Source organism: Actinomadura fibrosa (assembly GCF_900659615.1).
GTDB lineage: Bacteria > Actinomycetota > Actinomycetes > Streptosporangiales > Streptosporangiaceae > Spirillospora > Spirillospora fibrosa.
Map to the genome: position 1 here is coordinate 107,965 of NZ_CAACUY010000007.1, position 13,857 is coordinate 121,821.

General features: G+C 70.5%; 7 protein-coding genes. 2 read left to right on the forward strand and 5 right to left on the reverse strand.

Going from position 1 to position 13,857, the window contains the following annotated elements; translation table 11 throughout:
• Positions 1 to 38 precede the first annotated feature (38 nt).
• From E1300_RS05065 to E1300_RS05080, 4 genes are read right to left on the reverse strand one after another with little or no spacing between them, the layout of a single operon-like run.
• Positions 39 to 3,086, reverse strand: coding sequence for a glycoside hydrolase family 2 TIM barrel-domain containing protein (locus tag E1300_RS05065; protein WP_207399487.1), 3,048 nt, complete (start codon positions 3,084 to 3,086; stop codon positions 39 to 41).
• Entirely contained in the window at positions 3,083 to 5,449 is a 2,367-nt protein-coding gene (locus E1300_RS05070) for a beta-glucosidase family protein (RefSeq protein WP_131755693.1), read from the reverse strand. The genes E1300_RS05065 and E1300_RS05070 overlap by 4 nt, the downstream gene beginning before the upstream one ends.
• Complete coding sequence (locus E1300_RS05075) at positions 5,430 to 6,725, reverse strand: glycoside hydrolase family 1 protein (protein ID WP_242618949.1); 1,296 nt, start codon at positions 6,723 to 6,725, stop codon at positions 5,430 to 5,432. The genes E1300_RS05070 and E1300_RS05075 overlap by 20 nt, the downstream gene beginning before the upstream one ends.
• A 57-nt stretch (positions 6,726 to 6,782) precedes the next feature.
• Positions 6,783 to 9,140 carry a glycoside hydrolase family 3 C-terminal domain-containing protein gene (locus E1300_RS05080; RefSeq protein ID WP_207399488.1) on the reverse strand — a complete coding sequence of 786 codons (2,358 nt, stop codon included), beginning with the start codon at positions 9,138 to 9,140 and terminating at the stop codon, positions 6,783 to 6,785.
• Positions 9,141 to 9,316: 176 nt separating this feature from the next.
• Here E1300_RS05080 and E1300_RS05085 point away from each other — a divergent pair, with 176 nt between their 5' ends.
• Positions 9,317 to 10,138 (forward strand): TetR/AcrR family transcriptional regulator, encoded by an 822-nt coding sequence (locus E1300_RS05085; protein WP_207399489.1) that lies wholly within the window; start codon positions 9,317 to 9,319, stop codon positions 10,136 to 10,138.
• 32 nt (positions 10,139 to 10,170) lie between these two features.
• Here E1300_RS05085 and E1300_RS05090 read toward each other — a convergent pair whose 3' ends face one another.
• On the reverse strand, positions 10,171 to 11,778 hold the full coding sequence (locus E1300_RS05090; RefSeq protein ID WP_131755694.1) for a family 20 glycosylhydrolase: 1,608 nt from the start codon (positions 11,776 to 11,778) through the stop codon (positions 10,171 to 10,173).
• A 140-nt stretch (positions 11,779 to 11,918) separates the two neighbouring features.
• On the opposite strand from E1300_RS05090, the gene E1300_RS05095 reads away from it, so the two are divergent.
• Positions 11,919 to 13,376: an MFS transporter gene (locus E1300_RS05095; protein WP_131755695.1), complete on the forward strand. Its 1,458-nt coding sequence runs from the start codon at positions 11,919 to 11,921 to the stop codon at positions 13,374 to 13,376.
• Positions 13,377 to 13,857: the final 481 nt, after the last annotated feature.

Here is a 13,857-nt window from a genome sequence, read left to right on the forward strand (position 1 = left end):
TGGCTCCGTTGCGCGCGCGAGACCGGTGATGGGCGCGGTCACGGGTCCGCCCGCCGGCCGATGTGCGAGCGTCGGTCCAGGGCCATGTGCCATGTCCAGGAGTAGGTACGGCCGGTCAGCCGGTGGGCGGGCCGTGTGTCGGGCCCGAGCTTGGCGGTGCCGGCACCGCGGTGGGCGATGTCGAGGTGGACGATCGTCGCCGTGCTCGCGGGCAGCCGCCACCAGTGGTCGGCCGCCTCCAGCTGGTCGACGGTGTAGCGGGAGACGTTGGCGAACAGCGGTTCCCGGGAGTCGAACCGCGCGGTGCCGGCCGGTCCGCCGAGTTCGAGGGTGTCCACGCCGCCGCGGGTGCCGTTCTCCTGCGGCAGCGTATAGGGCACGGCGAGGTCGTCGATCGCGGCCGACCATCGTCCGAGCAGGGCCGATGAATCGCGGTCCGGGTAGTTCTCCCAGGGCCCGAGTCCGACCCACTGCGCGTGGTCGAAGCCCTCGGCGAGATCGAGGCGCATGCCGACACGCAGGCCGTCGTTCGTGCCTTCGGGTAACGTGACGTGTTCGGTGAACATGTAGCGGCCTGCCCCGGTGCCGGTGATCGTCCGGCGATGCTCGACCGGTTCGTCGAACGCCGTGCGGTAGTGCAGCGTGACGGCGGTGGCGCTGTCGCGCTGCCGAACCCGCACGTCCTTCACTTCCAGATGGAAGAAGCCGGACCGGACGAAACGCTGGTCGAGCATGAACGAGCCGTCGTTGTCGGTCAGCGCCCGCCACAGCGCGAGCCGTGGCGGCGCGGCGAGGAGCGGGTGGCGGAGGTCGCCGTGGTCGTCCACTCGGACCCGTCCCCAGACGGCCGGCAGTACGCGCGAGGGCCGGGGCAGGACGACCTGGTGAACCGCGAGCTCCGTGCCCGCCGGTGCCCAGGGTGAATCCTCGGCGGTCGTGACGGCGAGGGAGAGCGCGAGCGCGTCGGTGCGGCGTAGCCGGTCGACGATGTCCGCGGGGAGCTCGATCGTCCGTTCCGACTGCGGGCCGAGGTCGGCGAGAGCGAGCGGAACCGCGTCGGTCGCGCCGTCGCGCGTCTCGACCCGCGCCTTCAGCCGGAGATCGGACAGGTCCGCGAAGTGGCGGCGGTTGCGCAGGCGGATCCGGCCGATCGAGGCGGCGGTCGCGTCCGAGACGATGCGGACGGGGCTGAAGATCCCGCGCGCTTCGTACATCGCCGGCTTCGGGGTGAGGTCGGGGAAGACCAGGCCGTTGGCGACGGTCGCGCCGTCGTTGGGTTCGTCGCCGAAGTCGCCGCCGTAGCGATACCGTCCGTCTCCGTTCGGATCCAGCGTGTGGTCCATGAACTCCCAGATGAAGCCGCCTTGAAGGCCGGGCCGGCTCTCGAACAGCTTCCAGTACTCGGCGAGGCCGCCGGTGGAGTTGCCCTGGGAGTAGGCGTACTCGCAGGCGATGAGCGGACGGTCGGCCCGCTCGTCCCGCACGAAGGCCTCCAGCGCCGGGAACGACGGGTACATCGGGCAGACGATGTCGGTCGCCGCGTGCCCGCCGTGCCAGTCGAACATGATCGCGCCCTCGTAGTGCAGCGGACGGGTGGGATCGGCGCGGCGCACCCACGCGGCGGCGGCGTCGTGGGACGCGCCGTACCCGGTCTCGTTGCCCAGCGACCAGGCGATGACGGACGGGTGGTTGCGGTCGCGCTGGACCATCCGCGCGACGCGCCCGACGATCTGCTCCCGGAACCGCGGGTCGTCGGCGAGGGTCGAGGAGAACCCGTGGCCCTCCACGTCGGCCTCGTCGACGACGTACAGGCCCATCTCGTCGCACAGGTCCAGCAGGTAGGGGTCGTTGGGGTAGTGCGAGGTCCGGATGGCGTTGAAGTTGAACCGCTTGAGCAGCGAGACCTCGTCCCGCATCCGCTGCCGGGACATGACCCGGCCGGTGCGGGGGTCGAAGTCGTGGCGGTTGACGCCCTGGATGAGGACGCGCTCGCCGTTGACCAGCAGGTCGCGTCCGGTGACCTCGACGCGGCGGAAGCCGACACGGGGCTCCGTCTCGTCGACCACGGTTCCGTCGCCGTCGAGCAACTGCACCCGGATCCGTGTCAGATGCGGCCGCTCGGCCGACCAGGGCGGTACATCGAGGCCGTCCAGGCTGATGGTGGTGGTGCCGGCGGCCGGGCCGGGGAGGACGGCGTCCGCCAGGCGCTGGGCGAGGTCGGCGAACCGGGCGGGGATCTGGGCGCCCGCGGCCGTGAGGCCGACCGAGTCCCAGAAGTCCTCGGGCATCTGGGGCTCGGGGCGACGGCTGCGGTCGCCGCCGTTCTCCGGCATGACGGGATGGTCGGCTCGCGCGCTGACCGGTGCCTCGTGCTCCTCGTCGAGCACGGTGACCCGGACGGTGTGCCGGTGCTCGTCCAGTTGGTCGAGTCCGGTCGTCGAGGCGGTGACGGTCAGGGTGCCCTGGCGCGTCGCCGGGTCGAAGTCGGCGTGGGCGACCACGTCCGCCAGGGCGATCTCGGGGAGCGAGTAGATCCATATGGACCGGCTGAGCCCGGACTGCCACCAGTGGTCCTGGTCCTCGATGTACGCGGCGGCGGACCATTTGGCGACCGCCAGCTCGACGACGTTGCCTCCCGCTCGGACGAGGCCGGTGATGTCGAACTCGGCGGCCAGGTGCGAGTCGGTGCTCGTCCCGGCGACCATGCCGTTGACGGCGGCGCGCAAGTGTCCCTCGGCCGCGCCGACGTGCAGGATGATCCGCCGATCCGGCTGCGGTGCGAGGTCGACGCTCCGCCGGTAGACGCCCACCGGGTTGTGCTCCGGGACGTCGGGCGGCGTCTCGCGGAACGGCATCGCCACGTTGGTGTAGTGGGGCCGGTCGACCTCGGAACTCATCGTCCACAGCGACGGAACCTGGACGCGTCGCCAGTCGGAGCCGAGCTTGGCGTCCCAGCCGTCGGCGAGCTGGAAGTCCCAGTCGCCGTCGAGGTCGATCTCGGCGGCCCGGGTGATCGCGCGCATGGGCAGGCGGCCGACCGCGATGAGACCGGTCCGGTCGGGCGGCGGGAGGAGGAGGTCGGTCACGACACCTTCTCCTTCGCGTCGTCGTTGATGGTGATCCGGGTCTCCGCGCGGACGTCGTCGGACGCGAAGCCGGCCATCAGCGTCACGTCGCCTGCCTCGACGCGCCGCACATCGTCGATGCCGGTGTAGGCCAGCCGGGCCGCCGGTGCCGAGAGCTCGACCGTCGCCGACGCGCCCGGTTCGAGGGTGACGCGGGCGAAGTCGAGCAACTGGCGCGCGGGACGGACCACGCGGGAGACCTCGTCCCTGGCGTACAACTGCACCACCGTGCTCCCGGCCACGGAGCCGGTGTTGCTGACGTCCACCGTCGCGGTGATGCGGCCGCTGGCGTCGAAAGTGCTCGTCATGGTGTGGAGCTTCAGGTCGAACGTGGTGTACGAGAGGCCGTGACTGAACGCGAACAGGGGGGTCTGCTGGTCGAGGTCGTTGTAGCCGGCATGGTGGCCGAGACCGCTGCCGTGGTGCTGACCGTGGTAGAGCGGCACCTGGCCGTGGCTCCGGGGGAACGTGCTCGGCAGTTTCCCGCTCGGGTTCACCCGTCCGAACAGCACCGCCGTGACCGCGGCGGCGGCCTCCTCGCCGAGAAGCGGCGCGAGCACGACCGCGCTGGACGCCTCCACCACGGGCCCGAGCAGCAGCGGGCGCCCGGAGACGACCACGGTGACGACCGTCGCGCCCGTCTCGGCCAGAACGCGCACGAGGTCCTCTTGATCGCCGCGGAGCCGGGGCTCGGCCGTCGACTGCCCTTCCCCGGCGGTGTTGGGGCCGACCCAGCCCGTGCGCTCGCCGACCGCGACGATCACGAGGTCGTCCGGCGTCACCTCGGCCCGGACGGCCGCGGCGTCCAGTACGGCGTCGTCACCGAAGCCGCCGAAGGGAAGATGGGTGACGTGAGCCTGTTCGTCGCGGAGCGCATCGAGCAGCGTCGGCGCCTCCGGGTGCAGGCGGCGCGCCTCGGCCTCGAAGCGCGGTTCGAGGCCGGGCATCCGTGTGGTGAAGATGTCGGTGAAGACGTAGTTCTTCGGGTCGATGCCCGGGATCTCCCCGCTGCGGAGGGCCGTCGCTCCGAGCCGCATCTCGGCGGTCGAGACGGCGCTGTAGGCGCCGAAATGGATGCGCAGCTCGTCGGCGGCCGGACCGGTGACGACGATCCGCCGCCGTCCGGCGGTCAGGGGAAGGGTGCCGTCGTTGGTGAGCAGGACCACCGCACGTTCGGCCATCGTGCGCCGCACGGCCGCGGCGGCTTCCCGATCGACCGTGGGTTCCGGCCGTGAGGGCGCGGACGAGGGCGTCCGCGGCGGCAGTAGCCCGAGCCGTGCCTTGGTCTGGAGCACCCGGGCGGCGGCTTCGTCGATGACGCTTTCGTCGAGCCGGCCCTCGCGCACCTCCTGCGCGAGGGCCGGGTAGGTCTCCGAGCCGGGAAGCTCGACGTCGACTCCGGCCGTCACCGCCTGCACGGCCGCCTCGGCCGTGGTCGCCGCGGTGCGATGGACGGTCTGGAGCATCTTCACCGAGTCGTAGTCGCTGACCACGGTGCCGGTGAAGCCCAGCTCCGTCCGGAGCAGGTCGGTGAGCAGCCACCGGTTCGCCGCGGCGGGCACGCCGTCGATCTCGCTGTAGGAGTTCATGACCAGCGCGAGCCCGGCTTCGGCGATGGCGCGCCGGAACGGCTCGGCGTACTCGTCGGCCAGCGCGCGCCGTCCGAGTTGCGTCGCCGCCCGGTTCAAGCCGCCTTCCGTGACCGCGTATCCGAGGAAGTGCTTCCCCGTCGCCAGCAGCGGGGCGGTGTCGTCGTCGCCCTGGATGCCCCGCACGAAGGCGATCGAGCAGCGGGCGACGAGTTCGGGGTCCTCGCCGTAGGTCTCATGGGTGCGGCCCCACCGCGGATCGCGGGCGACGTCCATGACCGGGGCGAACACGACGTGGACGCCGACGGACTCCATGAACGAGGCGGTGACCTCGTTCATCGCCCGGATCAGGCCGGGATCCCAGGAGGCCGCCTGCGCCCAGGGGGTCGGGAACTGCGGGGCGGCGTCGTGCATGGGGCCGTTGGCCGCTTCGAAGTGGACCATCGCCCCGATGCCCTCGCTCCGCTCGCGCACACCGGTCTGGACGTCGGCGAGATTCCTCCGCAGCGACGCCTCGTCGCCTCCGGCGAACCAGGCGAGGGACAGGTGCCCGACCCCATGCGGTCGCAGCACGTCCAGACGGCCGATGTCGATCCCGTACGTGACCTCACCGCCGTCGCTGGCGGGCGCGAGAAGATCTGGGAGCATCAGGCCGCCGAGCTGGGCCACCTTCTGCTCAAGGCTCAACCGGCTGAGCAGCGTCCGAATGTCGTCGTCAAGCGTCGATGCGGGCATCCGTGGTCTCCTTGTCTGTGGTCGTGCCGGTGGCGGTGAGCGACGCGCCATTGGAGCGGGCGACGTCGCCGAGCCAGCCGAGGCTGGGCTTGGGGCGGCGCTCGAAGGTCTCGCGGTCCACCGCGATGAGCCCGAAGGTCGGCTCCCAGTGCCCCCACTCGTAGTTGTCCAGCGCGCTCCAATGGAGGTAGCCGCGGACGTCGGCGCCGTCCCGCATCGCGGCGATCAGGCCGCCGAGCGCTTCGCGGGTGTAGCGGACGCGGCGCTCGTCGTCGGCGGTGGCGATGCCGTTCTCGGTGACCAGGATGGGCGTGCGGGTGACCTCCCAGACGTGGCGGACGGCGATGCCGAGCGCGTCGGGCCGGTAGGCGGCCCCGGTCAGCGTGTTGCCGGGATGATCCGGATGCGGCACGAGGCCGTTCTCGTCCACCGCCTGCGAGGAGTACGCCTGCACGCCGACGAAGTCGTCACCGGCCGAGCCCTCCAGGTACAGGTCTTCCGCCGCGTAGCGCACTTCCGTGAGCTTGCCCTCGTTCCCCGGCGTCGCGGTCAGGGCGGGGTTGGCGATGGTCCATCCGACCTTGGCCCCGGTCCGCCGCTTGACGATGTCGCGTACCGCGTGGTGCGCTTCGACGAACCGGTGCCCGTACTCGGGTTTCGGTACCGGCAGGTTGGCGGCGATGCGCTCACGTTCGGCCTCGCCGTCGACGGTCGGGCTCTGCCACTCCTTCAGGCCGCCGTCGCGCATGGCCTCCTGGAGCATGGCCATCATCGCCATCATGTTCGGCTCGTTGATCGTGGCCACCCACTCGACGCCGTCGAGGATGCGCGTGGCCGCTTCGACGTAGGCGGCGAAGCGGCCGACGGCGGTCTCGCCCGTCCAGCCGCCCTCCTCGGCGAACCAGCGGGGGTTGGAGAAGTGGTGGAGGGTCACGACCGGGGTCAGCCCGTACTCGAAGGCGGCATCGATCATGCGCCGGTAGTGGGCGAGCTCGGCGCGGGAGATCTGCCCGGGGCGCGGTTCGATCCGTGCCCACTCGATGCCGAACCGGTAGGCGTTCAGACCGGCGTCGGCGAGCAGCCGCATGTCCTCGCGGTAGCGGTGGTAGCTGTCGCAGGCGTCGCCGCTCGGCTGCATGCCGGGGACGAGCTGCTCGCGCACCCACCAGTCACTGCCGATGTTGTTGCCCTCGACCTGGTGCGGTGAAGTGGCCGCCCCCCAGAGGAAGGCGGGACTCACGACCGTGCTGCCGGTCGACGCGCTGGATGCCATCATTGCCTCTCGTCTGCTGGGCCTCGACCCGATGGACGGGCCGGCGACCGGTCTCGCGGATCAGCCGTCCTGATCGATCAATCGGGTGACGTCGCCGAGGTCAAGGCGGCCACCGCTCATCGAGGCCAGCCGCTTCAACGGGAGCGACTCGACCATGCGGAGGATCTCCGGGTCGCTTGCGACCGCCACACCCTGGCCTTCGCTCATCGCGCGCAGGAGGGCGGGGCCGCCGAGCGGATGGGCCAGCCACTCGCCGACCGAGGAGTCCTCGGTGAGCGGCTGCGCGGTTCCGGGGGAGGTGACCGTCACGGTGGTGCGCAGGCGCAGGTCACGTGACGACGCGCCGACGGTGATCTCGAAGTCGCCGGACTCCAGTACCCAGCGCTTCCGGGCGGCGCTGTAGAACGACAGGTCGCGTGCGTGCAGGTCGAAGGAGACGGTCGTGGACGCACCCGGCGCGAGTTCGACCTTGCTGAATGCCTTGAGCTCGCGGACCGGACGGTCGAGGGAGCATTCGAGGTCGTCCACGTATATCTGGACGACCTCCTTGCCCGCCGCCGAGCCAGTGTTGGCCACAGTGAGCCGGACGCGCACGAGAGTGTCCTCGCCTTCACCCTCGACCTCGGCGCGCAGGTCGCTGTAGGCGAAAGTGGTGTAAGACAGGCCGTGGCCGAAGGGGTAGGCGACCGGCACGTCCTTGGCGTCGTAGTAGCGGTACCCCACGTAGAGCCGTTCGCCGTAGAGGACGCTGCCGTCCCCGCCGGGAAAGTTCAGGTGGGACGGCGTGTCGGCCAGCCGGACCGGGATCGTCTCGGCCAGCCGGCCGCACGGGTTCGCCCTGCCGAGCAGCAGATCGGCGACCGCGCCGCCGCCGGCCTGGCCGGTGAGCCATCCCTCCAGCACGGCCTTGGCGTGGTGCTGCCAAGCGGCGACCTCGACCACGCCGCCATTGGCGAGGACGACGACCACGTTGGGGTTGGCCTGCGCGACGGCCTCCAGCAGCCGGAGCTGGACGGGCGGCAGCAAGAGGTGTTCGCGGTCGAAGCCTTCCGACTCCTCACCTTCCGGCAGGCCGAGGAACACCACGGCGACGTCGGCCGCACCGGCCGCCGCCACGGCTTCGTCGATCAGCTCGGCGTCGCCGTCTCCGGTGAGGGTGAAGCCGGGAGCGAACGACAGCCCGGCACCGGGGCCGGCCAGCGCTGTGAGTGCGTCCAGTGCGTTGTCCACCCGAGTCGGAACGATGCGGGAGCTGCCCGCGCCCTGGAAACGCGGGGTCCGGGCGAACTCGCCGATCACCGCCAGCCGGGTGCCGGCGAGGTCCAGGGGAAGGAGGGCGTCCTCGTTCTTGAGCAGGACGGCCGACTCGGCGGCGGCACGCCTGGCGAGCGCATGATGGGCGTCGAGGTCGGCCGCCTCGGCCGGCCCGGCGGAGGCGGCCCGGCCGATCAGCGTGAGCAGGCGAGTGACGGCCCCGTCCACCGCCGCCTCGTCCAACTGCCCGGCACGCACCGCTTCGATGATGCGTTCCGGGCCTTCGGCCATCCCGGGCATGTCGAGGTCGACGCCGGCGGCCAGCGCCGCGACCCGGTCGGTCACCGCGCCCCAGTCCGACACCACCAGTCCGTCGAAGCCCCACTCCTCGCGCAGTACCTCGGTGAGCAGCCAGCGGTTCTCCGTGCAGTGGACGCCGTTGATCCTGTTGTAGGAGGCCATCACCGTCCATGGCCGGGCGCTCGTGACGATGTGCTCGAAGGCCGCCAGATAGATCTCGCGCAGAGTACGTTCATCGACCTCGGCGCTGACCCGCATGCGCTCGGTCTCCTGGTTGTTGGCCGCGAAATGCTTGACCGAGGCGCCGACGCCCGTGCTCTGGACGCCGCTCACCAGCGCCGCCCCCAGCCGGCCGGTCAGATGCGGATCCTCGGACAGGTACTCGAAGCAGCGACCGCCCAACGGCGAGCGCTTGATATTGACGCCCGGCCCCAGGAGAACCGCGACATCCGCCGCCCGGCTCTCCCGTCCCAGCGCCTCCCCGACCCGAGCCAGCAGATCGACGTCCCAGGACGAGCCGAGAGCCGCCGCCGTGGGGAAGCACGTGGCCGGCAGACTCGCCTCGAGACTGAAACGCTCCGCACCGGGATCGATCTTGCGCAGGCCGTGCGGGCCGTCCGTCAACATGATGGAGCCGATGCCGAGGCGCTCGACGGCCACCGTGTACCAGCCGTCCCGGCCCGACAGCAGCGCCGCCTTCTCCTCCAAGGTCAGGGCGTCGAGGGCCTCGGCGAGATCGCGGTCATCGTTCACGGGAGGTCCTCTTTCCAACGAAGCACAGGGCCGGACGTGGGAGGCGCGAGCTGAGGGGCGGATGCAAATTTCTAGTATCACTAAAATATTACGCCGCTCAGCCTTTCGCAAGGTGTGTCGGATGGCGGTCCACGCCCCCGCTCCAAGGATCGCCTCTCGTGGCGCGCCGACTCGACGTCGTGCGTCGGCCCGCTCGGCGCTGATGTAGTGTTTTCGTCACGATCGTGTGAGCTGGTGTGACGTAAAGGTGAGATGCGGTGCCGGCGTGTGCGGTGTGCGGTGGGGGCGTGGAGGCGAAGGGGCGGGGGCGCCCGCCGAAGTACTGCTCACGGTCCTGCCAGGCCAAGGCCTACCGGGCGCGTCAGAGGGATGCCGGAGACGAGGGTGCTGGGCAGGCCGCCGGGGCTGCCAGCTTCGAGGAGCTGCCCGATCAGCAGCCGGTCCGGCGCCGGCACGATGACCGGTATGGGCAGGCGCCTCCGGACGGCGATGCCGCGGCACGGCCGCAGGACCGGCGCAAGCGCGGCCCGTACCGCAAGGGGATCGAGCGGCGGAGGCAGATCCTGGACGCGGCTCTGGAGGTGTACGCGGAGCTGGGGGAGCGGGGAACATCGTTGCAGGAGATCGCCGACCGGGTCGGGGTGCGGCAGCCGGCGTTGATGTACTACTTCCGATCGCGCGAGGAACTGCTGCTGGCGGTGCTGGAGCGGCGCGAGGAGATCGCGGTCGAGGCCATCGCGGCGGCGGCCCGGGACCCGATCGACGCGCTGGTCCGGGCGATGCGTTACGACCTCGACCAGCCCGGGCTGGCGAAACTGTACCTGGCGTTGTCGGCGGCCGCCGTCGATCCGGGTCACCACGCGCATGGCTTCTTCGTCGACCGCTACCGGCGGCTGACGGCGGCGGTCGAGCGCGAGTTCGCCGGCCTCCAGGCGCGTGAGGACGTCCGCCGGGACGTGGACCCCGCCCATCTGGCGCGGTTGCTGCTGGCCGTCCTGGACGGGCTGCAGCTCCAATGGCTGATGGATCCGTCGGTCGACGTCGCCACGCTGGCGGAGGCGTTCGGGAGCCTGTACATGCCGTCCGGCCGGGACGCCGGCTCCGCGTAGGACGGAGCCGGTCCGCCGGCCGGTCCGCCGGTTCAGCGCGGTCCCGCCGGCAGTCGACCGGCCGGCGTGTCCGACGTCCACGGGATCTCCTCGGAGGCGAAGTAACGGAGACCGCGATCGCGCCAGAGGGACGCGTGGTCCGCCAGCCGCGAGCGGTGCTCGGGCCAACTGGGAGGGGAGCCCGACCACGCGGTCTCGGCGATGGCCGGCAAACGCGGCAGCAGAAGCGTGGTGAGGTCGTCGAAGCCGCCGACGGTCTCGCCGAACAGAGTGGCTTCGATACCGGCGACCTGGGCTTCCGGGATGCCGTAGACGGCCGGGTCCCAGGAAGCCAGCTCCTGAAGAGTCTCAGGAGGATAGAACGGGAAACCCAGACGATCCGCCAGATCGGCCTGCTCGGTCGGCGCGGTCGTGCGGACATAGGGACGGTCGAGATAGAGGTGCGACTGCGGGGACAACAGGACCCGTCCGCCTCCCGTCACGATGCGGTCCAGGTCTCCTGCCGTGCGGTTGAAAAACTCCCGCACCGCGCGCATGTCGTCGTCTGATACATCCAGTGCGACCGAGGACGGGCTCTGGGACGCCCCAGTCGAGGACATCATCGACGGGGCGAACCAGTACTGGGCGATGTCGTGCGAGGTCACTCCGGCGCGTGCCGATTCCTGCCAGGCCAGCGGGTGTTTGCCGTGCTCACGAACCAGGGCGCGCAGTGTGCGGACTGCATGCGAGAAGTCCTCCTCGGCCATGCCCATGGCCTCGTCGGCGCCGATGTGGACGTACGGCCCGCTGGTCAACGCGCACATTTCGGCCAGCACGCGCTCGACGATCGCGGCGGTGGCCGGGTCGGCCAGGTCGAGCGGCGGATGGAACTGCACGTGCTCGCCGAGCGTGCGCACCTGCGACGCGGCGCCGGGCGCGGCGGCCGCCGGCAGATCGGGGAACGCCGCGCGCAGCGCCTTGCAGTGCCCGGGCAGGTCGATCTCCGGGATGAGCGTGACGAAACGCTCGGCGGCGTAGGCCTGGAGATCCCGGTACTGCCGAACGGTGTAGAACGGGCTGTCACCTGCCGTGAGCTGCGGAAGGCCCGGTAGCTCGATGCGCCAGCCCTCATTGTCGGTGAGGTGGAGGTGAAGTGCGTTGAGCTTGTAGAGGGCGGCCAGGTCGATCAGGCGGCGCAGCTCGGCCGCCGTGACGAAACCCCGCGCGGGATCCACCATCAGGCCCCGCCAGGCATAGCGCGGAGCGTCGGCCACCTCCAGGCAGGCCAGGTCCTCGCCGCCGGCGAGGGCCTGAGCGGCCGTGGTGGCCGCGCGGAACGCTCCTTCGACGGAGTTGGCGCGGCAGACGATGCCCTGTTCGGTGACGGCGAGCCGGTAGGTCTCGTCGGCCGGCTCACCGCTCGGGGGCACGCCCAGGGTGCCGGTGCCGGCCGGTACAGCGCCCAGCGTCAGCCGCAGCTCCGAGTCGCCGTGTTCGGTGACCAGGCGCTTCCCGAGGTGCGGACGCAGCAGCTCGCGCACGACCTCCGTCAACGCGGCCAGCGGAGCGTCGGCGCGGACGTGCCATGTGCCTGCGACCGGCGGCACTCCTGCTGTCGGGTGGAGGTGAGCGGGAAACGGGATGAGCGATGGCGGCACCATCCGGATCCTTCCTTGGAGCGAACCGCGGATGAATGATTCGCGGCCTCAAAAGTCTAGCATTGTTAAAACTTAGCTAGTAGCGTCCAGGGTCACGGGAAGGGCCACCTTCTGGGCCCTCCTCCCCACCCCCTGGGAGCGCCATGTCCCACGCACAGACCGCGCACGCACCGCTACCGGAAGACACGGACTTCCGTCCTCGGCACGCCTTCACCTTGGTCTCGCTGCTGTGGACCGTCCAACTCGTGTCACTCGTCGGGATGCTGGGCGGCAACGCCCAAGCCAAGGTCGCGATCCACTTCCACACCACCCAGATCGCCTGGTTCACCCTGGTCGGCGTACTGGCGGGCACCTTCGCCATCCCCTTCGCGGCCAAGGCCGGCGCGATGTACGGCAAGAAGCGCGTCATCCTCATCGTCGCGCTGCTCGGCCTCGTCGGCGACCTGGTGGCCGCCCTGGCCACCGACTACGGCGTTCTGCTGGTCGGCCGATGCATCGCCGGGCTGTACACGCCGGCGGCGATGCTGGCCTTCGCCATCACCCGCGACGTGTTCCCCCGCCACCTGGTCGGCCTGGCCAGCGGCCTCCTCGGCGGCGCGGTCGGGCTCGTCGCGCTGACCGGGCCGTTCCTGTCGGGTTGGCTGCTGGACGACCACGGCTTCCGCGCGGTGCTGTGGTTCATGGTGGGCGGCACCCTGCTGAGCCTGCTGCTGGTCGCCGTGTTCGTGCCCGAGAGCCCGATCCGCGAGGGGCACGGCAGGATGGACTGGCCAGGTGGGATCCTGCTCGGCGGCGCGATCACGGCGATCGTCTACGCCATCGGGAAGGGCTCAGACTGGGGCTGGACCAGCGGCGAGTTCATCGCCTACATCGCCGGAAGCCTGGTCGCGCTGGCGCTGTTCGTGGTCGTGGAGAGCCGGACCGCCGAGCCGCTGCTGCCGCTCGCGCTCGTGCGGCGCCGGCAGGTCTGGACGGTTCTGCTGGCCACCTCTGCGGCCACCGGTGCGATCTACGGGGTCGGGCCGGTCCTGCAGCTCCTGGCGCTCATGCCCAAGATCCCGACCATCTCCGACGGGCTGGGCTGGTCGGCGACCCACAACGCCTGGGTCACCGCCCCGATGAGCGTTCTGATCATCGCGGCGGCCGTGGGGACCGGCGTGCTCGCCCGCCGCGTGGATGCCCGCTTCCTGCTGGGCGGCGGGGCGGTGCTCGCGGCCGTCGGCTACGGGATCGGCACGCAGCTGCACCACTCGGCGTCGGAGTTCATCACGATGGGCGTGGTGGCGGGCGTGGGCATGGGAATGATCGTGTCCATCGTGCCCATCATGATCATCGAGGTGGTCGCACCGGAGGAGCAGGCACTGGCCAACGGTGCGCAGAGCCTGGGCCAGGGCGTCGCACAGGTGCTCATCGCCCAGCTCGCCTTCGTCCTCATGGCCCAGCATGGCAAGGAGCTGAAAGGTACCCAGTTCTACCTGGACGCCGGCTTCACCAATGGCCTGTGGTTGATCGCCGGCTGCTGCGCCGTCGCGGCGCTGCTGGCATTGCTCATTCCGAAGGTCAAACGGCTCGACGACGCCGAGGCGGGCCAGGCGGCCTGACCTCACCCTGGCCGCAGGCGGTCCACCCCGTCTGCGGCCAGGCCACTTCCCCATGGACCCGCGACCGGGCGAACGCAACCGGATCCGCATCCGAGGCATCCGCGCCGCGTGACGAAATAGATCGACTTACTGTGTTAAAAAGGCGTTCGATGATATCCAGCGCCGGTCAGCGTCGGTCCACCGAGTCTCATAATGATCTACAATGTAAAGACATGTGATGGGGACAGCATGACTAGTACGAAAACGGCAATTCAACCCCACCAGACCTCACACAACCCTCATTTGTAAGATCCGCAGGTTGAGGTGCTTGAGGAGTGCGTCACAAGCTGCAAGGCGACTAGCTTTTAGGCGCTCGCTAAGAGGTCCTCACAGAATCAGCGGACGAGGCGTCGCCAGCAGACCTCCGATGGTGCTAAGCCGTCAAGCGGCCGTCATGAGGGTGGGGGTGAAGGCCTTGTCGGGGTCGTAGGTCTGGCTGGTT